Raw genomic sequence first — 23444 nt, 5'->3', positions numbered from 1 at the left:
ATAGAAATTTAACCTTAATTAAATTTAATTACCATTATTCGCCTTTAAAAACACAAAATTTTCAATATGAAAAGTATTCGGAAACATATCAAAAGGCCTTATAAATTCTATATTATAGAATTCATTCAACTTTGATAAATCTCTTGATAGAGTTGTCGGATCACAGGACAAATAAAAAATATTTTTAGGTTTCAATTGTAAAATTTTAGTTAAAATTTTCTTACCAAGGCCACTTCTCGGCGGATCAACAATCAATAGATCTATTTTTTTATCATAATCCTTAATAAATTCTTCAACATCTGCTTTAATAAATGTAGTATTTTTTATACTATTTATATTTGAGTTTGAGTGAGCTGCCTTTACTGAAACCCCATTACTTTCAACACCAGTCACATGTTTAAACAATGGTGCAAGATATATCGAAAACAATCCAACTCCTGAATATAAGTCCAACAAATTGCCAGAAATTTTATTTTCTTTCACAGCTCTAACAAATTCATTTAAAATTTTTTTAGTTATATTATAATTATTTTGAAAAAATGCAGTAGGTGGAATCTGATATTCAAATCCATCAAATTCTTCTTTTATTACTCCTTCTCCTTTTATAGTTTTATACGGTCCTCTTAACACAATAGAATCAGAACCATTCATAACATGTATAATTGAATTCGATTTTATATTTTGTTTTATTAATTCCTTAAATTTTTTATAATTGCTAATATATTCTGTTTTAGTAATAAATATGCTCATTATTTCATTTTTTGAAAATGATTTTCTTAAAACAAGATGTTTAAATTCACCTTTTCGACTTTTTGGATTATATATTTTTAGATTTAAAGCTTCAAATATTTTTTTCGTTTCATGTATTATTTTATTAAATTCTTTAGGCGCAATCAAACATTTTTTTATATCAACAATTTCATTGCTATTTCTTTTTTTAAGACCTATTTTTATATCTCCTTTATAATAAGAAAAAGAAAACTCCATTTTACTCCTATAATGATTTATTTCATCAGAACCCACTGCATCTAAAACAAGTGAGTCTTCCAACTTTCCAATTCTTCTTATCTGCTCTTTAACAATATTTGTCTTTATTTTTAATTGTTCATTATAATCAAGATCTAATAACTGGCAGCCTCCACATTCCTGAAAATGTGGACATATGGTTCTATTTCTATACGGAGATTTTTCTAAATATTCTACAACTTCTGCAAAATATACATCCTTTTTATTTCTTTTTACTTTGATTCTAACAAATTCTCCAGGATATGCATGTTCAATCATATATATTTTATTATCGTATCTGGCAAATCCATATCCACCATTTACAATCTTTTCTACCACAACATCTACAGTTTCCATTTTAATCACCTCTTAATTTTATCTAATTCCATTATATCATACATTTTATTTTTTGCCGTTTTTCTGATAAAATATAGTATATGGAAATTAAAAACCTTTTGCTTTTAATCCCTTTATTATTAAACTGGATATCTTTATATAATAAAATTTTACTACAATAAATGTTGATGCCCAATTAATGGCCATAAATATTCAAATATTTTTATATTAAAAAAAGATTTATACATAAAATAGGATGATGCCACCGGCACGAGAAAAAATATAATGTGGGGGATTATATTTTTTTTATTATATACTATACTTAACACTGGTGGTAGTAAATAGGTTGCAAAAAATATTAATCCAAAAAGGTCATTTAAGATTAAAATCAAAAAACCGGAAGTTAATGTTGAAATTATGAAATATTTCATATCTGTAAGTTTATATACAAGTATTAAAGGTATTAAACTAAAAAAGGATATAAGTATTCCAAAAACAGGAATAAACATTTGAGAAGTAAATAGTAATACCGTTATAACACTTAGCATAGCAGAAAAGGTTATATTTTTTACCAACTTAATTACCTCACTTTCAAAAATAAAAATATTTAGATAGGAGGAACATCATGGAAAAAACAAGATTAGAAAATTTTGAAAAAATTTTAAGGGATATATGTTTTAAAATCAAAGTTGAGGGTAGAAAAATCATTAAAAACAGTGAAATTTCTCCCGCACAATTTGACTTACTTCAAATTATATATTTCAGAGGTCCAAAAAGAGTTACTGATATTAGTATTGCTTTAGGTATTACAAAAAGTACTACAACTGGTTTAATAAACAGATTAGAAAACTCAGGTTATCTACAAAAAACCAAAGATGAAAAAGATAAAAGGGTTACAACAATCCAGATAACTCAAAAAGGCGAAAATGTTATAAAAGAAGTTATCAAGGCTCGTGTCGAATTTATGAATAAAGTATTGTCTCAAATTGAAAACCCAGAAAAATTAATGAATCAGCTGAAAAATCTGGATGATATTATAAATGAGGTGAGGAATAATGAAAAAGAATAATTTTATCTTAATTATATTCTTAACCTTCACTATATTATCTTTTTCATTTCAGCTAACAATTAATGCTCCAAAAGGAGCTCTAGTGTACGTTAACAATCAATATACATTAACAATGAAAAGAACCAAAGAAATTATTCAATTAAATAAAGGAACATATAATATATTAATATCAAAATATGGTTATAAAGATTTTAAAACATCTATTTCAATAGATTCAGATAAAGAAATAACAGCAGAACTAATCCCGTTGGCCTCTGTAATTTTTCATTCAAATTTGAATTCTTTTTATATTATGTTTGATAATAATAAATTATTGATACATAACAGTGAAATTTTAAAAATCCCTATAAATATTAATAAAGTTATTCTTTCTTCAAAAAACTATAAATCTCAAGAAATCGAATTAAATTTAAGACCTTTTGAGACAACTGATATTAATGTCGATTTTATTCCAAATGGAATGATAACCATAGAATCTACCCCAATTGCAAATTTATATATAAATAATGTTTTTGTTGGAGAAACACCTTATTCTACAATTTTATCTTTAAATAAAAAATACAATTTAAAATTAGAAAAAAGTGGTTATTTAACTCTTGAAAAAAGTATATCCCTAAAAAGCGATGAGCCAGTTAATCTTAAATATGAACTAAAAAAGGAATTCAATTGTATGTTGATTCTTCACCACAAAATGCTTTAGTTACAATCAATGGTAAAAGAATGGGATATACTCCCAATACATTTACAGTTCCTTCAGGAAATCTAAAGATTATTTTATCAAAAATTGGTTACATCTCAAAAGAATTAACAATAAACTTAGATAAATCTTTCTCTAAAAAACAACTTTTTTTTGAATTATATGAAAATAGTAGAATTATAAAGTTTCAAGATGTTAATGGTTTGGATTTTTATTTAGATGGTAAATTTATCGGAAAAAACATTGAATATTTAGAGTTAGATGGAATGCCTCATATAATTGAAATCACTTCTGAAAAAGATAACAGTATATTTTTTAGATACATTATAAACAAAGATTCCCCAAAAGAAATTATCTTAAATCCAAGATTATCAACCTCTATTGAAGTTTTATCCCAAGAAAAAATATTAACATATATTGGTGATAAGTATGCATTCACACCATCAACAATTTTAATAAATACAATCCAGAACACTAAAAATATAGATATTTATTATTTAAATTCCAAAAAATCAACTATTTTAAGAAAAAACAGATCACAAACTGTGTTTTTAACAAATAGTGAAAATGTTGGTGCTGTTTCATTATTTACTTCGTCAACCTATGCTTTGATATATATTGATGGAAAATATATCAATAAAGGTTATGTTTTAGGACATGTTTTAAATTCTGGAACACATAATATCACATTTAAATTCCCAGATGGAAAAACTTATAATATCAATATTAACATAAATAATTATGAACATAGAGTTATATTTTTCTCAAAAGCAAATCTCGTACCTGTAAAAATTATAAAAACTAAAACTTTTGATATTTATGTAGATGACATTAAATATTCATCATCTGAATTAGATTTAAGATTAGAATATGGTGTACATAAAATCGCGATATATAAAGGACAGAAAAAAATTGCTGAAAGATTTATATATTTAACAGATGAAGGGAAATACATCAATCTTGATAATTGGTATTAAGGGGGCAAAAAAATGAAAAAATTTATTATTTCAATTATACTATTAATGTTTATATCATTCGTATTTGGTGAAATTACCGATGTAAAACCACAATCTCCTGTTTATCCACATGTATATAAAGTTGTTAATGCCGGGGTAATGGAAACTGATACACAAGGAAAATTTAATGGTGCAATATCTGTTTCAAGGTATGATCTTGCTATTTTTGGTTCAAAATTCCTCGATTATCTTGATGAAAATTATAAAAAAGAACTAAATACTTTAGATGCATCACTTACAAAATTAGAAACTGAAAAATTACCTGAAAGAGTATATACTCTTGAGAATTTTATTTTTTCACTTGATGCTGATTATAAAAACACTAAAAATACTGTAATGGATCTATCATCAAGAGTTAAAAATTTAGAAAGTGCAATAATTATAGATTCCACTGATTCGAATAATCCTATATTTAAAACTATAGCTCAAAATGCTTATATGGTTGCTGAAAAAAAATCTGTTGAAAAAATAAACGAATTATATGAAACTACATTAGCTTCTATGGTTTTGTTTAGCAATAGAATGAATGATTTTGAAAAAGCAGTGGAAGGTGTGTTGGATCAATTCGCAAAGACAAAGGAATATATGACAAATACACTTGATGACTATTTAAAAAGAGAACAGAGTAATTATAAATCATATATAGATGATTTATTTACAAAAGAAAAAGAGGGTTTAAAGTTATTTATTACAAATGAAGTTTCAGCACAAATGAGATGGAAAGACAGCAGTGAAAATGCTACAATTACACAATTGATGAATGAAATAAATAATTTGAAAAATGAAATATCTTCATCCAACGAATATATTGATAATATAATTCAGCAAAAGTTTGATTTTCAGGTTAAACCTTTGATTAATTTAACTTCTAAAATCCCAGAATTAGATAATCAAATCAAGGAATTAAACGACAAAGTATTACAATTAGAAACTTCTGGAATAAAAACAACAGACTATTCAACAATATCAAATGATACATTATTATTTAAAAAATTGCAAAATATAGAAAATAAAATAGACCCTTTAGACTCAATAAAAATAAAAGTTGAAGAATTAGAAAAACTGACAAATTCATATTCAGCAATATTATCCGACTCATCAAACAGATTAAATAATCTTGATAAAAAAGTTTTAGATGTTCAAAAAGAATTAAGCGATATAAAAACATCTATTTCAACAAAAATACCTAAAGAATTATTAGATAGATTGTCCGTAATTGAAGATAGAGTTAACAATATGGAGAAATTAGAAAATGCTGCTAATGAAATAAATAAGTTTAATAAAAAATTACAGGAATTTGATCAAAGAATTGGGTTATTGGAAGGAGCAGCTTTTGATAAAGAAAATGAAAGTATATCCAACTTATTTACAAAGTTAGATCAGATTGAATCAAGAATTAACACTAACGATTATGCAGTCTCAAATTTAACCGCACAGGTTTTAAATATGTCTAAAGATTTAGAGGATTTTAGAAATGCTGTAAAAGAAAGCGGATTAAAAAATATCGGAGAACTATTAACAAATGTAAATTCTGCATTACCTAAGATTAGTAATCTGGAACAAATGAGCACAAAGAATTATCAGGAAATACAGAAAATCAACGATCAATTGAAAACAATTAATGAATTAAAAGCCAAAAATGAAGAGCTAACCAAGAAAATCAGGGATATGAATAAACTGGTTCAGGATTTAGCTTTGCAACCGCCAACTGAAAAATTACAAAATGATGTTATAAACAATACTAAAACATTATTTGAATTAAAAAGTGATTTTGATAAAAAAGTATTACAATTAAATACATTTGAGGATAGGTTAAAATCATTAGAAAATTCCATATACAATTTAGAAAACCTTCCTTCTAACAATAAAGATGTTTTAACAGAAATAATTGGAGAAATGGTATCACAATCAATTATGAAAAAATCTGATGATATTAAAAATTACGTATATATGCAAATAAAAGATGATTTAATAAAAGAAAATATGAAATCTTTAGAATCCATTATTACAAGATTAAATAATGTTGAGCAAAAAGTAGAACATGTTTCAGATACTTCATATTTAGATGAAAAAGTCATAAACCTAGAAAAAGAAATCACAGAATTAAAATCACAAAACAATAAACTTACATCAGAAATATTAGAGATGAAAAAAGAATCAGCAGATATAAATTCTTTGAAAAGCAAAGTAGAAAATTTAGAAAGCAATATTAACAATCAAAATATATTAAACAATATAATATACAGTTTAGTTGGTGGAATTGTTGGAGGCATTGCAGTTTATGTAATAATGGGAGGAATGTAATGAATTATGGAATTGCTTTAGGTAGTGGTGGCATTCGTGGAATGGCACATATTGCTTTAATAGAATATTTAGAAAAAAAATATAATAAAAAACCCATATCTATAAGCGGGTGTAGCGCCGGTTCTTTAATAGGCGCTTTATATGCATTGGAACCTGATAGTAAAATAGTTATGAGAAAACTTAGTTATATTATCAACCATTCAACAAGAGAAATAGCCCACATAAAAAAAAGTCTTGAAAATAAAATTGCTGGATTCGCAAAACTATTATCTTCTCCTGGAATTTTGAATAACGACTTATTATTCAGTTTATTAAAATCTCTTTTCTATAAAAAAAGATTTTCTGATTGCAAAATTCCTTTTGGCGCTATCGCATTGGACATTGAATCTGAAACCATAGAAGAAATCACAGAAGGTTATATTTTAGATGCTGTAATGGCATCATCAAATGTGCCTGCCGCGTTTACACCTAAATTAATGGGTGGAATGACCTTAATTGATGGCGGAACGCTCGAAGAAGTTCCTGTTAATCTCTGCAGGAAATTGGGAGCAAAATATATTGTTGCTTCACATATACCACAAAAAAATGAAAAATTTAATGATGGTTTAGAATATATTAATTTTATTTCTTCTTTAAGTGCTGATTTAATAACAAATAATCATTTAAAAAATGCTGACGAAGTGTATATATTCAATTCCATATATCAGTGGTATGAATTTGATAAATATAAAGAAATTTATCTAGAAGCAAAAAAGAAGCTCGAAAGAAGTGATAAAAATGAAAGAAATTAGAATTGCCTCTGGTGATTTCAAATATGGTATATACTGGAATTCTGGTATTATTGCTGAATTTATTAATCATGATATTCCAATTTTTTTAAGAGTTTCTGGTATTAGTTCATTAATAATATTTTTATATCAAAATATAAAAATAATTTTTTGGAAAAATGATCGAATTTATAAAAATTCTAAAATATTAAACAGATACTTTTTTAAAGACAAAATATATGAAAATTTGTATAATCAAGCTATTACATTATGGAAATTAAACAGAAAAAAACAATTTGAATTTGAATCTCATAAAGAATTAGAAAAAGAATTAAGAAATTACTTTGGTAATCTTAAAATAAAAGATTTAGGAAGTTTTTTTGAAATTGAAAGTTATGATATTTCCAAAAACGAAATTTATAATTTTAGTCCCAATGAATATTATATAGACGCTTTATTAGCTTCTTTTTCATCACCCCTTTCTTTAAATACTTTGATTACAAAGAAAAGTGGCTGGTTCCAACAGCAGAAATTTCATTATGTCCATTAAAATTAGATGACATAGATGTTGTTGCCTCTTTAGAATGCTCTTTGAAATTACCAACACCAAAAAATGGAGCAGAAATATTACTTTATTCATTTTTTTTGAGAAAAAAGAAATTATTTGATATAATTACTAAAGAAAAAGATGTTTTAACGCCTTTAAAATTAACTTCATTATCTTTAAGTGGCGCATCATACAACAATGCAAAAAAAATGGCTCAATCCTGGATAAATAAAAATTTGGAGGTAATATAATGAAAAAAATACTCTTACTCTTATTTCTAATATCTGTTGCTATTTCTTTCTCTTCAACTATTCATGTTAGTGCTAACTCCGTTAAAGGAGGCGATGATTTTTATGTATTAAAGAATGATGTTCAAGTAATCAAAGATACATTGGAGGTCCTAACTGATTTGGCTACAGTTACTTTAGTCAATGACGAATGGAGAAAACTTGAATCTAAAGGAAATATAAAAATTAAAACTGATACAATGGAAGCCACTTCTTCTCTTTTAAATTATGATTTAAAAAAGATACTGGACTATTAAGAGGAAATGTACAAACTAAAATTTTACTAAAAAAGAAAAAAAGAAATTTATATATTTGTGATGAAATAACTTTCGATAATAAAAATAAAACATATTCAGGTAAAATGGATAATAAAAATTCACTGGTAAAAATTATTAAAGACGACTATTTGATTTTCGCAAAATCATTTGATTATGATGAAAATACAAAGATTTTAGTTTTAAAAGATGATGTTCAAATAAAAAATGAAAAGAAAAAAATTGATATGAAAACTTCTCAAGCAACATTTAAAACAGACAAAAATGAGATATCTGCAGAAAAAGTTAAATTAACTCTTGAAATAAAGGATAAGGAGGAAAGCAAATGATAGATATCAAATTAATTAGGAAAAATCCCGAGGTTGTCATCGATGCATTAATTAAGAGGAACCATGAAACTGATTTAATAAACCAAATTAAAGAATTAGATGAAGAAAAAGAAATATTCAAAAAGAGGTTGAAATATTAAGGGCCAAAAGAAATTCTTTTTCAAAACAAATCGCTAAATTAAAATCTGCAGGAGATACTGAAGAATTAGAAAAAATAATGATAGAGTCAAAACTAATAGGATCCAGAATAAAAGAATTGGAATTAAAAATGAGAGAAATTGAAGATAAAATTCATATAAAATTATTATACATTCCTAATATACCAGATGAATCCGTGCCAACCGGGAAAAGCGAAGAGGACAATATTGAAATTAGAAAATGGGGAAAAATAAGAAATTTTGATTTTGAACCTAAACCCACTGGATTTAGGACCTGAATTAGGAATGTTGGATTTTGAAAGAGCCTCAAAAATAAGTGGTTCAAGATTTTCAATTTTAAAATCACAATTAGCAAAAATGGAAAGAGCTTTAATAAATTTTATGCTTGATGTTCATACAAAAGAACATGGATATATGGAGATTGTTCCTCCTCATCTGGTAAAAAGAGAAACAATGCTTGGTACAGGACAATTGCCAAAATTTGAAGAAGAAGCATATAATACAAAAGACGATGATTTATTTTTAATTCCAACTGCAGAGGTTACATTAGCTGGTATGCATCAAAATGAAGTTTTAAGTTTTAAGGATTTACCTTTAAAGTATGTTGCATATACACCATGTTATAGAAGAGAAGCTGGAAGTTATGGGAAAGACGTTAGAGGTATGATCAGACAACATCAATTTGATAAAGTAGAATTATTCTGGTATACTACACCGGATGATTCGGAAAGAGCGCTTGAAGAATTAACCTCTCATGCAGAAAGAATATTACAATTATTAGAATTACCATATAGAGTTATTACATTATGTACAGGCGATCTTGGCTTTGGAGCAGCCAAAACATACGATCTGGAAGTATGGTTACCAAGCTATAATGCTTATAAAGAAATTTCTTCATGTAGTAATGTAAAGGATTTTCAAGCAAGAAGGGGACATACAAGATATAGAAATAGAAACAATAAAATGGAATATGTACATACATTAAATGGCTCAGGATTAGCCATAGGTAGAACATTAGTAGCTATAATGGAAAATTATCAAATGCCTGATGGCAAAATTAAAGTTCCAGAAGTATTGATTCCATATATGGGTGTGGAGGTCATTGGTTAATGCCCAATATTTTTTACGGAAAATTTTTAAATGAAAAAATCTTTCTGGATAAAAATGAAACAGCACACCTGAAAATTGTAAGACTAAAAGAAAATGATGAAATAAAAGTCTTTGATGGTACAGGAAATATATTCCTTTGTAAAATTGAAAAAATTAAAAAAAATGAAACAATATGCGAAATTATTGAAATAAAACGCTATACAAAAACATTTAAGCCACAAATCGATTTTTATATTGGTGCAAGCAAGTTTGATAGAATGAAAATTCTGATAGAAAAATTAGTAGAACTGCGTGTAAACAATATTTTTATTTATTCTGGACAAAAATCACAATTAAAATTTAAATCTCTGGAAAAATTTAAAAAAACAATTATTGAAAGCTCAAAACAATCTGAAAATTATTTATTCCCAAAAATAGATTTCTTTAAATTTGAAAATTTTAAAGATATAAAAAATCCCATTATTCTTGACTTAACTGCTCAAAATACTTTAAAAAATATTTTAAATACTTTAAATCAGCCAGAAATTGTCTCAGTAATATTAGGACCTGATATGGGGTTTTCAAAAAATGAATTAAATAATATTCCCAATCATTTTCACAGAATAAATCTTGGAAATACTATTATGCGTTTTGAGACTGCTGGAATTTATACTATGAGTATCTTAAACTATTATTATAATAGATTATATTAAGAACTTTTCCCATCTCATTTGAGTCATAAATATCAGACTTATAAATGGGAGGGGAAAGAATGATGAAATCTTACGTGAAATTTTATGAAGAAACAAGAAAAGAGTATCATGACATGTTGAATCATGCAAAAAAGCCACAGGATGTTGTAGATGTATTTGCAAAATACACACTTAATTTTTTAAAAAAAGCATTCCCTGACAAAATCACAGATGAGCATTTAAATTACATAGTTTTCGATGAGGAAACTGAAGATGGATTTTATTTTGAAGAACCATTAATGAATATTTTAAAAGAAGAGTTTGAATCATCAGATTTACCTTCAATAATAAGGAAAAAAGCTAAAGAAGCTAAAGACAGATATTTACATATTGTAAATGATAATGATAGAACAGAAACTTTCAGATTATCAAATAGTTCAAAAAATTATTAAAACAAGGCGGAAATCCGCCTTGTTTTTTATTATATCTATAGAACTTTTAAAAATTATTTTGTTATCCTTTGAATTGTCCTGCAAAGTGACATGCAACCATATGCCCATCGCCCATATCTACCAGTGGCGGTTCTTTTTTAGAACATATATCCTTAGCTATTGGACATCTGGTATGGAATCTACAACCACTTGGCGGATTGATAGGACTTGGAACATCACCCTGTAAAATGATTCTCTTTTTCTTGTATTCTGGATCTGGTATTGGAATAGCAGACATTAATGCTACTGTATATGGATGTAATGGATTATCAAATAATGCTTTTTTATCTGCTAATTCTACTATTTTACCAAGGTACATAACAGCAACTCTATCAGAGATGTGTTTAACAACAGCTAAATCGTGAGCAATAAATACATATGTTAATTTAAATTCTTTTTGTAAATCTTCTAATAGGTTTATAACCTGCGATTGAATAGATACATCAAGAGCTGATACAGCTTCATCAGCTACAATAAGTTTTGGGTTTAATGCTAAAGCCCTTGCAATACCAATTCTTTGTCTTTGACCACCGGAAAATTCATGTGGGAATCTGTATATATATTCTGATGATAGACCAACTTTTTCTAATAAATCTTTTATTTTTTCTGTTGCTTCTGCTCCACTTTTCACTAACCCATGTGTGAATAATCCTTCTGCTATTATACTTCTTATTCTTAATCTTGGGTTTAATGAAGAATATGGGTCCTGGAATATAATTTGCATATTTCTTCTAAACCATTTTCTTTTTTCATTTATGTTAGATAACATTTCATGGTGCAATCCATGTGAACCTTTTTCAAAATATATTTTTGCATATTTTTTATCTACATCATCTTTAAGATTTTTTATTACTTCATCTTCTGATTTATATTTATTTTTTAATTCATTAAATCTGCTTATATATATTTCATGTATATATTTATTTGCTCTTGTTTTAGGTAAAAATAAAGGTGTTGTATCCAATCCATCTACAACAATTCTACCATCCGTTGGATTTAATAATCTTAAAATTGTCATTCCAGTCGTACTTTTACCACAACCAGATTCACCAACTAATCCAATTGTTTCACCTTCATATACTTTGAAGGAAATATCATCAACAGCCTTAACATGTGCTACAACTCTTTTAAAAACTCCAGCTCTAACAGGGAAATATTTTTTTAAGTTATCAACCTGTAAAAGAACTTTTTTATTATCTTGAGACATTATTTTTCACCTACCCTTGATTTCTCTACTTCTTTCACTAATTCATCTATATAGAAGCATCTTGAGTAATGTCCAGGTTCAACTTCTATTAATTCTGGCATTTCATCTTTACATTTTTCTTTTGCAAGGAAACATCTGTTTGAGAAACCACAACCTTTAGGGAATTTTCTTGGGTTTGGAACGGTTCCCGGAATAGACATTAACCTTTCAACTTCTTCATTCAATTTAGGTATTGATTGCATCAATCCCCATGTATATGGATTTTTAGGTCTTTTAAATATAGAAACTATATCTCCATATTCTACAACCTTTCCTGCATACATAACTGCTGCTTTATCAGACATTTCTGCAACAACACCTAAATCATGTGTAATAAATATAATTGCCATACCATATTCTTTCTGTAATTCTTTCATTAATTCCAATATTTGTGCTTGAATAGTAACATCTAATGCTGTAGTAGGTTCATCAGCAATTAAAACTTTAGGGTTACATGATAAAGCCATAGCAATCATTGCCCTTTGTCTCATACCACCTGATAATTCATGAGGGTATTGATCAACACGTTTTTCTGGCTCAGGAATACCAACTTTTCTCAATAATTCTATTGCCCTTTGTCTTGCTGCTTTTGCATCCATTCCCATATGAAGCATTATCATTTCTATAATCTGATCACCTACTGTAAATACAGGATTTAGGGCGGTCATCGGTTCCTGGAAAATCATTGCAATTTCTTTTCCTCTTATATGTCTCATATCATCTTCTGGAATTTTACTTATATCCCTACCTTTATATAATATTTCTCCTTCGGCAATTCTTCCATTTTCATCAAGTAATCTCATTATGCTCAATGAGGTTACTGATTTACCTGAACCTGATTCACCAACTATAGCAAGTGTTTCTCCTTCATGGACCTCAAAGGATACACCACGAACTGCTCTTACTTCACCATCTTCGGTATTGAAATATGTATGTAAATTATTGACCTTTAATATTGGGTCTTTCATTGTAAGCCTCCTTTCAACTAACCACGTAGTTTCGGATCAAAGATGTCTCTTAATGCATCTCCGACTAAGTTCCAAGCTAAAACAAATAATACCATTGCTGTACCAGGATATACTATTGTATACCAGTATTCAAATGCTCCACCTGTTCCACCTAAAATCCAGTTTCTTGCATAGTTCAAGATAGAACCCCAATCTGCATAGCCCTGTGGTGCTCCTACACCTAAGAAACTCAATACTGCAGCTGTAATAACCATAGATCCTATCCTCATTGAAGCTTGAATTAATACAGGAAAAATTGTATTAGGCAAAATATGTTTAACGATTATTTTAGAATCTTTTACACCCAATGCTTTAGCAGCTAAAACATATTGATCATTTTTAGCCTGTAATATATTACCCCTAATTAACCTTGCTGAACCCATCCATCCAAAAACAATCATAGCAATCATAACCTTATCAAGTCCTGTTCCCAAAACTGTAGTTAAAACCATAGCAGATAACATGAATGGTATAGACATAAAAATATCTGTAATTCTCATTAATACTTCATCTACCCATCCACCAAAATATGCTGAAATCGAACCTATAAATAAACCTATTATTGTGGCAGTAATAACAACTATTAACCCTATTTTAAATCCTGTTCTTGTTCCCCACACTACTCCATAATAAATATCCCTTCCATTACTTATTCCGAAAGGATGTTCTTTAGAAGGTGGTTGAGGTGTATTTTCATAAGTTACTATAGGCATTAAATATGGATCATAATGTAAATCCTTAATATAATTGGATTTTAAATCTTTAAAATATTTTTTTGCAGCTGGTAAAAATTCATCTACAGAACTGTTTTTTGAATTTATTTCATCTAACTCTTTTTTCATCTTTTCAGCATTAGTAGCTTTTGATAAAAATGCTTTTACACCATTTTCCAAATCTTTTAAAGCTGAATTGAATTTTTTTGTATCATTCAAATTGTTTTGAATATTTTCCAAATAAGATGTATCCAATACATAGTCTTCTGTTAAAGGGGTTAATTCATCTATCAGTTTTTTTAAATTCTCTTCATTTTTATTTGCTTGATAATTTTTTAATGCCTTTTCTAATTTTTTCACATCATCTGCATAATCTAAATAAAAACCATATGTAAAGTCGTAATAATCCGAAAATGAACTTGTTAAATCATCTATTAAAGATGTATCTTTTGTTTCACTTAATTGATTTATCATAGATTCCATATTTTCTATTTCAGGATCAATTGGAATTTGTGGTGGTGCTAATAATGGTGCAAAAGAAGCTATTAAGATAAAAAATATCAATAATATTAACCCAAACATTGCAGAAGGATTTTTATAGAATTTTCTGAGCGCTCTTTTGTATTCTTCGTTCACTTCAACTCACCTCACTCGTATCTGATTCTTGGGTCTATTAATGCATATGATATATCGATTATTAAATTTCCAACAATCAATAATAATGATGAAAACAATAACATACCCATTATTGAAGCATAGTCTAATTGTCCAGCAGCTTTTGCTGCAAAACTTCCAATACCTGGTCTGACAAATATTGTTTCAACTATAATAACGCCCATTATTAATCCAATAATCATAGAACCTGCTACTGTAGCAACAGGTATTAAAGCATTCCTTTTAGCATGCTTGTTAATAACAACTTTTTCTGATAATCCTTTTGCCCTTGCCGTTCTTACATAATCTTTACTTAAAACTTCTAACATTGATGATCTTGTAATTCTGATTAAATAAGCCCACCATAAATAAGACAAAGTTAAAATAGGACCTATTAAATGTCTTAGACCATCCCAAAAAACATCCAACCTTCCATTTAATAATCCATCTATTGTAATTAATTTTGTATATTGATGAAAGTCTGGAGAATTGATTATTTGTTCAATTTCCAGACTAATTCTTCCAGGGGGAACCATCCAAGCCAACTATAAAACACCATAAGAATTATCAATCCAAAAACAAAATCAGGAAATGACCATCCAACTATTGAAAAAATTCTTATCAAATGATCCTGCCACTTATTTCTATGCAATGCAGCCTGTACTCCAAGCCAAACCCCTATACCTATTATTGGGAATATAGCATATAATGTAAGTTCTATTGTAGAAGGTAATCTGTGAATAATAGCTTTTGTAACAGGTTCTTTACCAACAATCGACCAACCTAAGTCTCCATGAGCCACTGATTCAATCCATTTTACATATCTTGTAAATGGATCTTCATTTAGCCCATATTTTTCTTTGACCATTTCTAATTCTTCGGCTGACATTTTGTCTAAAGAATTAGGATCTACATATGCAGCTAATAATTGGTCTTCTCCAAGCAATTGCATCATGGAGAAAACTATCAATGTAACTCCAAAAATTATAAGAGGTAGTAACAGTAACCTCCTAATAATATACGCCGTCATACAAGCACCTCCATAGATTTTTATTAAAAACCAATATATTATACCATAGAAACATAACATTCAAAAAACAAAAAAATAAGGGGAAGGTGCTTCCCCTCCCCTTTAATAGAAAATAAAAGTTATTATTTTTAAAAATTTAAATTATTTGTCTGATTTATAATAGTGATAATAGTCGTCACCTGGTCTAATTGAGTTTGGATACCAACCTTTTAACCATTTTCTATGTACCCTTACACCAACTGGTTGATATAGTGGAACACCTAGACCTTCTCTGATTACAAATTCCTGTACTTTAATGTATATTTCTTCTCTAACTTTTGGATCTGTTAATGATGCTGCTTCTTCTATCATTTCATCTAATGATTTACCGCCAAAGAATGCTTGTGGTTTGCTTGCAAATTCTGCATATTTTTCTCCATAATATGAACCATAGTCACCTTTTGAATCATAGAATGTGTAAATAAAGTTATTTGGATCTGGATAATCTGCTAACCAACCTAAGATATATAATGGCATTTTACCGTTCTTTCTTGCATCCAAGAATGTTGGCCATTGAACTCCTCTAACTTCTGCCTGGAATTTAGGATTGATTTTCTTCAATGAGTCAGCTAACAATTCTGCTGATTTTTGTCTTGCAGCATTTCCTGTATTGTAAAGAATTGTCATTTTAAAACCTTTTCTCCATAATTGTCCTCTGTAAGCTCTCTTGAAATATTTTGTTGCTTCTGCTAAGTCAAATTTTGGTTTTGGTAAATTTTCATCATAACCTAAGAAGCCTTTTGGTAATGCTGTAGGTACTAATTCTCCATAACCGTCTAATACTTCATCAATCATCTTTTTGTAATCAAATGAGTAAATAAATGCTAATCTAACATTTTTATCAGCAAAGAATGTTGTAGGAACACCTTGGCCATCTAACTTTCCGCTTCCAATGTATGGAGAATCTGCTTTTACCTGCCAGTTAAAGTTTAATGTTGTAACTGATACTGTTGGCAATCCTTCAATAATTTCTAAGTCAGGATTTCCTTTGATTTGGCTTAAGTATTGTGCAGGAACTGCAGCAATATCTGCTTCACCTTTTTCCAACATTGCTTTTCTTGTTGACCATTCATCTACTCCCCAGATAACTACATTCTTAATTTTTGCTGGACCTCTCCAGTAACCTTCAAATGCTTTTAAGGTAACTTTCTGTTGTGTTCTGTCCCATTCTACTAATTCATATGGACCTGAACCGATTTCTTTTGCATATAATGGGGAATCTTCTTTTTTCCAATCATGGAATTTCCACCATCCATCTTTTTTGCCATCCCATAATCCTAATCCCATTGCTGCTTTACTATCTAATATTGCACCCCATGATGAACCCTGTGCAATAATGTTTAAGAAGTATACTTTTGGTGCTGCTAAATGGAATACTACCCAATCTCCGTCTACAGTTACTTTTGAATCAATATATTTGTCATAGAAATCTAACAATATTTGTTTTGCTTCATCATTTACAGGTTCCTTTGTTTCAGGGTTTACTAATTCTGACCAGGAATGTCCTGTTAATCCTTTAACTGCTGATTTTAAACTGAAGTAGTCACCAAAGAATACTTCATATAACATCCAGATAGGTCCTCCACCAGGATTACCTATTAATGCTCTCTTGAATGTGTATTCAACATCGTAAGGTGTTAATTCATTTCCACTGTGGAATTTAACGCCTTTTCTGATTTTGAATTTAACTGTATTACCATCAATTTCCCATTTTTCTGCTAATCTTGGTAAAAATTCGCTTAAGCTTGAACCCTTGTACTCAATTAAGTTATCATATACATTAAAAATTACCTCGCCACTAGCTGTATCATATGCCTGGTGTGGATCTAATGTGTCTGGTTCCCCAATAGTTACATCAACTATAGTGTCGGGGTTCTTAACTGCGGCAAATGTAAAGATAGAAAATACTAACAATAACACTACTAAAAGTTTCTTCATACAGTCCCTCCTTATATAAAATTTATTCCGGATATATTTTACCACAAAAAATCTAAAATTACAAATACTTTATCAAAGTTTCTAATTGATTAAGCGCCAACTACATTGTTATCTTTAATATTTCATTATAATAAATCTAAATATATTAAAATTTCCTATTATTATGAAAATTCTTTCATATTCTCTTTTTATTAATTCTTGCTTGTTAATTCTATGTAAATGAAGAAAATATTTACTAATTCCTTTTACTGAATTAATAATTATTTTAATTCAACTCCAAAATACGTAGATAATTCTTTTATTTCTCTAATAATTTTTTCAAATTCTTTAAAATTTAAACTCTGATTTCCATCTGATAAGGCTTTTTCTGGTTTTGGATGTATTTCCACCATAATCCCATGTGATCCAACTGCTAATGAAGCTTTTATTAAATCTGGTATAATATCTCTTCTACCTGCTGCATGACTTGGATCTATTATGATTGGTAAATGTGTTTCTTTTTTTAATACGGAATAGCTGATATATCCAACGTATTTCTTGTCTGTGTTTCAAATGTTCTTATTCCTCTTTCGCAAAGTATTATGTTTTTATTTCCTTCATAAGCTATATATTCTGCAGAATATAAAAACTCTTTTATTGTCATCATAAATCCTCTTTTTAAAAGTACAGGTTTATCTAACCTACCTACTTTTTTTAATAATCCGTAATTCTGTGCATTTCTTGAACCTATTTGTATTATATCTGCACACTTATTAACCAATTCCAAACTATCTTCATCCAATGCTTCAGTAATTATTTTTAAACTATATTTTTCAGCTGCTAATTTTAAATATTCTAATCCTTTTTTCCCTAAACCTTGAAATGAATACGGTGATGTTCGAGGTTTAAAAACACCTCCACGAATAATTTTCACATTTAATTCAGAAAGAAAATGTGCTGTTTCCTCTATAATTTCTTTATTTTCAACAGAACATGGTCCTGCTATTAAGGTAAAATAACCTTCTCCAATTTTTGTATTTTCTAAATCTATTATTGTATTTTCATTAGATTTTCTGGAAACTAGTTTTATATCCATTTTTTCCTCCTGAATTTTCATTTATATTTTATATTATTATATCATTTTTTATTTAAAAACTTTTGTACATACATATTAAAAAAACCTGCGCTATCGCACAGGTTTAAATTTCAAATACTATCCACTTATATTCATATGGTCTCAATTCTAATTCTTGAGATTTGCTATTTTTAAACAAATCGACCCCTTCTTTTTTTAATTTTATATTTTTTCTTTCATCGGCCAAATTATGAAATGCCCATAACATTTTATTCCCATATTTTTTCTTAACTATGTATAAGGATTTATCTTTCACAGGAATAATTTCTCCTTTTTGTTCAAAAAGTTCTATGTTTTCTTTTCTAATTTTCAACATACTTTTCACTGCATTAAATGTCCTATATTCTTTGGAGTTTTTGTCTTTTAATTCTTTTTCAATTTTGTCCCAATCCATTGGACCTCTATTTAAAAACCTTGAATCTTTGAATCCTGTTTTTTCTGTCATCATATTATAAAATTCATAGTCATTATCCATCGCTACTTCATCACCATAATATATAATTGGAGAACCTTCTGTTGAAAATAACATGGAAAATGATAATAACACTTTTCTAATATCTTTATTCATTAACTCATATAATCTCCCTGAAATTCCTTCACCTTCTCTAAATGTCCATAATGATTCTCTTAAATAATATTGATTCATTTTTTTTCTTTCTTCTTCTGTCACGAATTCAAGAGTTAATTCATCATGACATCTTAAAAAAGTAAACCAGCTGCAATTATCAGGTATATCTGGCGTATTTTTTTCTTTTAATGCTTCATAGATATGTGAATAATCTTTTTCTGCTATTGTTAAAAAGAATTTTGGCATTATTGGAAAATGATAACCCGCATGGCATTCATCACCATTACCAAAATATTTTACAACATCTTTTGGTCTTAAATTTGCTTCAGCTACCAATATACTCCCTTCTTGAAGATAATCCAATGAATGTCTGAAAATTTTTAATATATTATGTGTTTGAGGTAAGTTCTCGCAATTTGTTCCATCTTCTTTCCATAAAAATGGTGCAGCATCCATTCTAAAACCGTCTATACCCATTTTTTTCCAGAATACTAGAACTTTAAGCATCTCAAATAATACTTCTGGATTTTTGTAATTCAAATCAGGTTGAAACGGGTAAAATCTATGAAAATAATAATCCCCGGTTTCTTCATTATACTCCCAATTGCTATTCACCATTCCTTTAAATAGTAGTCTGGCTTCTTTGTATTTTTCTGTTGTTTCATTCCATATATAATAATCTCTATATGGTGAATTTTTAGAACTTTTCGCAGATTGAAACCATTCATGTTCACTTGAAGTGTGATTTATAGCAATATCAAAAATAACCTTTATACCTTTTTCATGAGCTTTATCGAGAAAATATTTAAAATCTTCATTGGTTCCTAAATCTTCTCTTATTTTATAATAATTTTTAATATCAAATCCCTGATCCATAAGAGGAGAATCCAACACAGGTAATAACCATATTGCATTTACTCCAAGATCATATAAATATTCTATTTTAGATGATAATTTTCTGAAATCTCCTGCATATAGATCTACATAAAGAGAGTATATTACAGCTTTTTTATACCAATATTTATCAACATTCTTATCTATAAAAAATCTTTTTTCATTTTTTAAAAAATCTATTATTTTTTCAAGAACTTCTGTTTGTGAGTTTTTATATATTTCCCTATATAATACCTTAATTTTATCCAGCATATAAATCCCTCTATTTTGGAATTTCAATTTTTGAATAATCGCCCACTACTAATTTTATTGTTTTTGGTTTTCGTTCAGAATGAACAACTGTTGCATTGGCACCTATAACACTTGAATCCAATCTTGTATCAAGATTCGCTATAGTAGCCCTATCAAGTATTATTGAATTTTCTATCTCTGCATTTTCAATAGTGACATTTGAGCCTATACTTGTATATGGTCCTATATATGCATCGGAAATCAACACATTTTCACCTATTATAATTGGCCCTCTAATTACACTATTTAATATTCTGGTTCCTTTACCTATTATAACATTTCCATGTACAGTTGAGTTTTCATATATTATTCCTTCATTTGAGCTTTCTTTTAACTGCTCCAATACTTTTCTATTTGCTTCTATCAAATCTTCTGGCTTACCTGTATCTTTCCACCAACCATATACAATATGAGCTCCAACATTTTTCTCATTTTCAAGAAGCCATTGAATTGCATCCGTTATTTCTAATTCACCTCTCCATGAAGGTTTTATATTTTTTATTGCTTCAAATATTATTGGCTTAAATATATATACACCAATTATAGCCAAATTCGATGGCGGCTCTTTCGGCTTTTCTACAACCTTTCTTACCTGTCCATCATCAATAATTGCTATACCAAACCTTGAAGGGTCTTCTACAGGAGTTAATAAAATAAATGAATCCATATTTTTATTGTTGAATTCTCTTACAAATTTCCCAAGATCAACTGTAACCAGATTATCTCCTAAATACATTAAAAATTCTTCATCTTTTAAAAATTCCTCAGAAATTGCAACAGCATGAGCTAATCCTTTTGGTTCTTCCTGAACAATATAAGTAATTTCTAAACCCAATTGTGACCCATTACCCAATGTCTCTTCAAAATCTTTTTTGTTATCCGGATTAACCACAATTCCAACTTCGTTGATTCCTGCTTCTTTTATCATTTCCAGACTATATACAATAGTTGGTTTATTAGCAATAGGAATCAGTGGTTTTGCATTTGTAAAGGTTAATGGTCTTAATCTTGTGCCTTTCCCTGCACACAATATCAAAGCTTTCACAACATCACACCCCCGTAATAATTTTTAAGATTTATTTATAGTATTTATAGCCTTCATTAAATCCTCATGAATATATGGGTTAGAATATAAATTTTTCTTATTGAATATACTGGTAGGATTGCCATAATAATCTGTAATTATGCCACCTGATTCTTTTACTATGATATATCCAGCTGCTACATCCCATGAATTTCCTTTAACAGAAATAAATGCATCAAAATTTCCTGTACCAACATAGGCGATTTGCAAAGCTGCTGTACCCAATAATCTTATTCTCATAACTTTTGTTTCTAATGCTTCAAAATATTTATATGTTTTACCTTTTATATTTCCCATTGAAATCATGGCATCATCCAATTTTTTTGCCCAATTAGGTTTTATCTTCTCTCCATTTAAAGAAACTCCTTTGTTTTCTTCTGCTACAATTATTTGATTCATTACCGGGGCATATATTATACCATATTTTGGTTCGTCATTTTCAACATACGCTGCTGATATACAAAACATCGGCAACATTTTTGAAAAATTAACTGTACCATCTATAGGATCTATAACCCAATAACCTTTTGTTTCTGGTTTCTTATTCATTCCACTTTCTTCACCTAAAAAACCTATTTCCGGAAACCTCTGAGTCAATGAGTTGTATAAAAATTCCTGTACTTTTAAATCAAGCGATGTAACCAGATCGTGTTTAGAACTTTTAGAACTAACGGTAAATTCGTTTTCTCTCCATTCTAAAAGCTTTTTTCCTACTTCTATTATTTTTTCATTTAAAAATTTAAACTCTATCATTTTATCACCTTCGAAAGATTATTGGTTAATCCTGTTTTCATACATACTCCACACAATGTACATACATCCCACCTACAATCTTCTGTAATTTTCTCTTTTTTTGCATTTTCAATTTCTTTATTTAAAAACTCTTCTTTAATTAAAATATCTATTATTTTCCAGGGTAAATCATCTGTTTTTAAATCTCCAAGATATTTCTTTGTATCTATTCCTAATTCATTTATTTTTCTAGCCCATTTTCTAAAATCAAATTCTTCATCCCATTCATCAAATATCGCATTTTCTTCAATAGCAACTTTATATATTAATTCTGATATTTTTCTATCTCCCGTGATAAAAGAGCTTCAATTAAACTCACATAAGGATCATGAACTTTTAATTTAGCAAATTTTCTTACTTCATTTAATATCTTTATTTTTTCTTTTATTTCTTTTGGTTGATAAAACCTTTCTTTTTCAAAAGGAGTGTGTGGTTTTGGAATAAAAATAGATACATTCACCGTAATGTCTTTTATTCTGGTATGTTTTTTTATTTTTTTTGTTAATTCCACTATTGCTTTTACATCTTCTTCTGTCTCTGTTGGAAGACCTATCATAAAATATAATTTTATTCTTCTCCAACCAGCTTTTTTCGCATATTCTGCTACATCAAGTATTTCTTTTTCTGTAATATTTTTATTAATTACATCTCTTAATCTCTGAGAACCTGCTTCAGGAGCAAAAGTTAACCCCGTTTTTCTGGCTCCTGATATTTTACTCCCTATTTCCAATCCAAATTTATCAACCCTACTGGAAGGTAAGGATATAGATATTCTATTTTCTTTTAAAAATGGTTCTAGTTCATTTAAAACGGTTTCTAAGTCACTATAATCAAGAGTACTTAATGATAATAACGAAATTTCATTATATCCTGTTTCTTCAAGAGTCTTTAGTGATAATCTTATAATTTTCTCCGTTGTTCTTTCGCGAACAGGCCTATAATAAAAACCAGCATGACAAAATCTACAACCTCTATTGCACCCTCTCATTATTTCAACTATTGCTCTGTTATG

General features: G+C 28.4%; 21 protein-coding genes and 5 pseudogenes. 13 read left to right on the top strand and 13 right to left on the bottom strand.

Annotated features, from left to right (window positions below; genetic code table 11):
• Positions 1–24 precede the first annotated feature (24 nt).
• Together rlmD and DJ007_RS09745 are read right to left on the bottom strand one after the other, a co-directional pair.
• On the bottom strand, positions 25–1362 hold the full coding sequence (rlmD, locus tag DJ007_RS09750) for a 23S rRNA (uracil(1939)-C(5))-methyltransferase RlmD (protein ID WP_129409404.1): 1338 nt from the start codon (positions 1360–1362) through the stop codon (positions 25–27).
• Positions 1363–1514: 152 nt separating this feature from the next.
• Complete coding sequence (locus DJ007_RS09745) at positions 1515–1916, bottom strand: YybS family protein (protein WP_129409403.1); 402 nt, start codon at positions 1914–1916, stop codon at positions 1515–1517.
• Between the two features lie 50 nt (positions 1917–1966).
• Here DJ007_RS09745 and DJ007_RS09740 point away from each other — a divergent pair, with 50 nt between their 5' ends.
• The 13 genes and pseudogenes from DJ007_RS09740 (at position 1967) to DJ007_RS09685 (ending at position 11023) form a co-directional block, all read left to right on the top strand.
• Complete coding sequence (locus DJ007_RS09740; RefSeq protein WP_129409402.1) at positions 1967–2410, top strand: MarR family winged helix-turn-helix transcriptional regulator; 444 nt, start codon at positions 1967–1969, stop codon at positions 2408–2410.
• Complete coding sequence (locus DJ007_RS09735; protein ID WP_129409401.1) at positions 2397–3110, top strand: PEGA domain-containing protein; 714 nt, start codon at positions 2397–2399, stop codon at positions 3108–3110. Before DJ007_RS09740 ends, DJ007_RS09735 begins: the two co-directional genes overlap by 14 nt.
• Complete coding sequence (locus DJ007_RS09730) at positions 3077–4084, top strand: PEGA domain-containing protein (protein ID WP_165974105.1); 1008 nt, start codon at positions 3077–3079, stop codon at positions 4082–4084. Before DJ007_RS09735 ends, DJ007_RS09730 begins: the two co-directional genes overlap by 34 nt.
• A 12-nt stretch (positions 4085–4096) precedes the next feature.
• The gene (locus DJ007_RS09725; protein ID WP_129409399.1) at positions 4097–6427 is read left to right on the top strand and encodes a hypothetical protein; all 2331 of its coding nucleotides are present in this window, start codon (positions 4097–4099) and stop codon (positions 6425–6427) included.
• Complete coding sequence (locus DJ007_RS09720) at positions 6427–7218, top strand: patatin-like phospholipase family protein (protein ID WP_129409398.1); 792 nt, start codon at positions 6427–6429, stop codon at positions 7216–7218. Before DJ007_RS09725 ends, DJ007_RS09720 begins: the two co-directional genes overlap by 1 nt.
• Complete coding sequence (locus DJ007_RS09715; RefSeq protein WP_129409397.1) at positions 7205–7744, top strand: hypothetical protein; 540 nt, start codon at positions 7205–7207, stop codon at positions 7742–7744. Before DJ007_RS09720 ends, DJ007_RS09715 begins: the two co-directional genes overlap by 14 nt.
• Positions 7745–7785: 41 nt before the next feature.
• Positions 7786–7992 carry a hypothetical protein gene (locus DJ007_RS09710; protein WP_129409396.1) on the top strand — a complete coding sequence of 69 codons (207 nt, stop codon included), beginning with the start codon at positions 7786–7788 and terminating at the stop codon, positions 7990–7992.
• Complete coding sequence (locus DJ007_RS09705) at positions 7992–8285, top strand: hypothetical protein (RefSeq protein ID WP_129409395.1); 294 nt, start codon at positions 7992–7994, stop codon at positions 8283–8285. The genes DJ007_RS09710 and DJ007_RS09705 overlap by 1 nt, the downstream gene beginning before the upstream one ends.
• Positions 8286–8389: 104 nt before the next feature.
• On the top strand, positions 8390–8632 hold the full coding sequence (locus DJ007_RS09700; RefSeq protein ID WP_129409394.1) for a hypothetical protein: 243 nt from the start codon (positions 8390–8392) through the stop codon (positions 8630–8632).
• A pseudogene (locus tag DJ007_RS17855) lies at positions 8629–9068 on the top strand (hypothetical protein). Before DJ007_RS09700 ends, DJ007_RS17855 begins: the two are co-directional and overlap by 4 nt.
• Positions 9031–9900, top strand: coding sequence for a serine--tRNA ligase (serS, locus tag DJ007_RS09695; protein ID WP_240739472.1), 870 nt, complete (start codon positions 9031–9033; stop codon positions 9898–9900). Before DJ007_RS17855 ends, serS begins: the two are co-directional and overlap by 38 nt.
• Positions 9900–10592 (top strand): 16S rRNA (uracil(1498)-N(3))-methyltransferase, encoded by a 693-nt coding sequence (locus DJ007_RS09690; protein ID WP_129409393.1) that lies wholly within the window; start codon positions 9900–9902, stop codon positions 10590–10592. Before serS ends, DJ007_RS09690 begins: the two co-directional genes overlap by 1 nt.
• A 59-nt stretch (positions 10593–10651) precedes the next feature.
• A complete protein-coding gene (locus tag DJ007_RS09685; RefSeq protein WP_129409392.1) occupies positions 10652–11023 on the top strand; it encodes a hypothetical protein in 372 nt (123 codons plus the stop codon).
• Between the two features lie 61 nt (positions 11024–11084).
• Here DJ007_RS09685 and DJ007_RS09680 read toward each other — a convergent pair whose 3' ends face one another.
• The 11 genes and pseudogenes from DJ007_RS09680 to DJ007_RS16030 all read right to left on the bottom strand — a co-directional run bounded on the left by DJ007_RS09680 (position 11085) and on the right by DJ007_RS16030 (position 23420).
• Positions 11085–12269: an ABC transporter ATP-binding protein gene (locus tag DJ007_RS09680; RefSeq protein ID WP_129409391.1), complete on the bottom strand. Its 1185-nt coding sequence runs from the start codon at positions 12267–12269 to the stop codon at positions 11085–11087.
• Entirely contained in the window at positions 12269–13276 is a 1008-nt protein-coding gene (locus DJ007_RS09675) for an ABC transporter ATP-binding protein (RefSeq protein WP_129409390.1), read from the bottom strand. The genes DJ007_RS09680 and DJ007_RS09675 overlap by 1 nt, the downstream gene beginning before the upstream one ends.
• Positions 13277–13293: 17 nt before the next feature.
• Positions 13294–14040: pseudogene (locus tag DJ007_RS20305) on the bottom strand (ABC transporter permease); the annotation flags it as partial.
• Between the two features lie 513 nt (positions 14041–14553).
• Positions 14554–14664: pseudogene (locus DJ007_RS20300) on the bottom strand (ABC transporter permease); the annotation flags it as partial.
• Between the two features lie 11 nt (positions 14665–14675).
• Positions 14676–15712, bottom strand: a pseudogene (locus DJ007_RS20295) (ABC transporter permease).
• Positions 15713–15853: 141 nt separating this feature from the next.
• The gene (locus DJ007_RS09660) at positions 15854–17689 is read right to left on the bottom strand and encodes an ABC transporter substrate-binding protein (protein ID WP_129409388.1); all 1836 of its coding nucleotides are present in this window, start codon (positions 17687–17689) and stop codon (positions 15854–15856) included.
• Between the two features lie 260 nt (positions 17690–17949).
• A pseudogene (gene aroF, locus DJ007_RS09655) lies at positions 17950–18785 on the bottom strand (3-deoxy-7-phosphoheptulonate synthase).
• 82 nt (positions 18786–18867) lie between these two features.
• A complete protein-coding gene (locus tag DJ007_RS09650) occupies positions 18868–20517 on the bottom strand; it encodes an alpha-amylase family glycosyl hydrolase (protein WP_240739471.1) in 1650 nt (549 codons plus the stop codon).
• A 10-nt stretch (positions 20518–20527) separates the two neighbouring features.
• Positions 20528–21601, bottom strand: coding sequence for a glucose-1-phosphate thymidylyltransferase (locus DJ007_RS09645; RefSeq protein WP_129409387.1), 1074 nt, complete (start codon positions 21599–21601; stop codon positions 20528–20530).
• Between the two features lie 24 nt (positions 21602–21625).
• Entirely contained in the window at positions 21626–22393 is a 768-nt protein-coding gene (locus DJ007_RS09640; RefSeq protein WP_129409386.1) for an inositol monophosphatase family protein, read from the bottom strand.
• A gap of 304 nt (positions 22394–22697) precedes the next feature.
• Positions 22698–23420 carry a radical SAM protein gene (locus DJ007_RS16030; RefSeq protein ID WP_206076283.1) on the bottom strand — a complete coding sequence of 241 codons (723 nt, stop codon included), beginning with the start codon at positions 23418–23420 and terminating at the stop codon, positions 22698–22700.
• Between the last annotated feature and the right edge of the window lie 24 nt (positions 23421–23444).

It is taken from the genome of Marinitoga lauensis (assembly GCF_004135675.1).
GTDB classification, from domain to species: Bacteria; Thermotogota; Thermotogae; order Petrotogales; family Petrotogaceae; genus Marinitoga; species Marinitoga lauensis.
This window is presented reverse-complemented; position numbering and strand designations above follow the sequence as displayed.

Coding starts and splice junctions, on each gene's coding strand:
- rlmD (WP_129409404.1), bottom strand. CDS start 1,362: ATGGAAACTGTAGATGTTGTGGTAGAAAAGATTGTAAATGGTGGATAT.
- DJ007_RS09740 (WP_129409402.1), top strand. CDS start 1,967: ATGGAAAAAACAAGATTAGAAAATTTTGAAAAAATTTTAAGGGATATA.
- DJ007_RS09735 (WP_129409401.1), top strand. CDS start 2,397: ATGAAAAAGAATAATTTTATCTTAATTATATTCTTAACCTTCACTATA.
- DJ007_RS09725 (WP_129409399.1), top strand. CDS start 4,097: ATGAAAAAATTTATTATTTCAATTATACTATTAATGTTTATATCATTC.
- DJ007_RS09720 (WP_129409398.1), top strand. CDS start 6,427: ATGAATTATGGAATTGCTTTAGGTAGTGGTGGCATTCGTGGAATGGCA.
- DJ007_RS09715 (WP_129409397.1), top strand. CDS start 7,205: ATGAAAGAAATTAGAATTGCCTCTGGTGATTTCAAATATGGTATATAC.
- DJ007_RS09705 (WP_129409395.1), top strand. CDS start 7,992: ATGAAAAAAATACTCTTACTCTTATTTCTAATATCTGTTGCTATTTCT.
- DJ007_RS09700 (WP_129409394.1), top strand. CDS start 8,390: ATGGATAATAAAAATTCACTGGTAAAAATTATTAAAGACGACTATTTG.
- DJ007_RS09690 (WP_129409393.1), top strand. CDS start 9,900: ATGCCCAATATTTTTTACGGAAAATTTTTAAATGAAAAAATCTTTCTG.
- DJ007_RS09685 (WP_129409392.1), top strand. CDS start 10,652: ATGATGAAATCTTACGTGAAATTTTATGAAGAAACAAGAAAAGAGTAT.
- DJ007_RS09680 (WP_129409391.1), bottom strand. CDS start 12,269: ATGTCTCAAGATAATAAAAAAGTTCTTTTACAGGTTGATAACTTAAAA.
- DJ007_RS09675 (WP_129409390.1), bottom strand. CDS start 13,276: ATGAAAGACCCAATATTAAAGGTCAATAATTTACATACATATTTCAAT.
- DJ007_RS09660 (WP_129409388.1), bottom strand. CDS start 17,689: ATGAAGAAACTTTTAGTAGTGTTATTGTTAGTATTTTCTATCTTTACA.
- DJ007_RS09650 (WP_240739471.1), bottom strand. CDS start 20,517: ATGCTGGATAAAATTAAGGTATTATATAGGGAAATATATAAAAACTCA.
- DJ007_RS09640 (WP_129409386.1), bottom strand. CDS start 22,393: ATGATAGAGTTTAAATTTTTAAATGAAAAAATAATAGAAGTAGGAAAA.
- DJ007_RS16030 (WP_206076283.1), bottom strand. CDS start 23,420: ATGAGAGGGTGCAATAGAGGTTGTAGATTTTGTCATGCTGGTTTTTAT.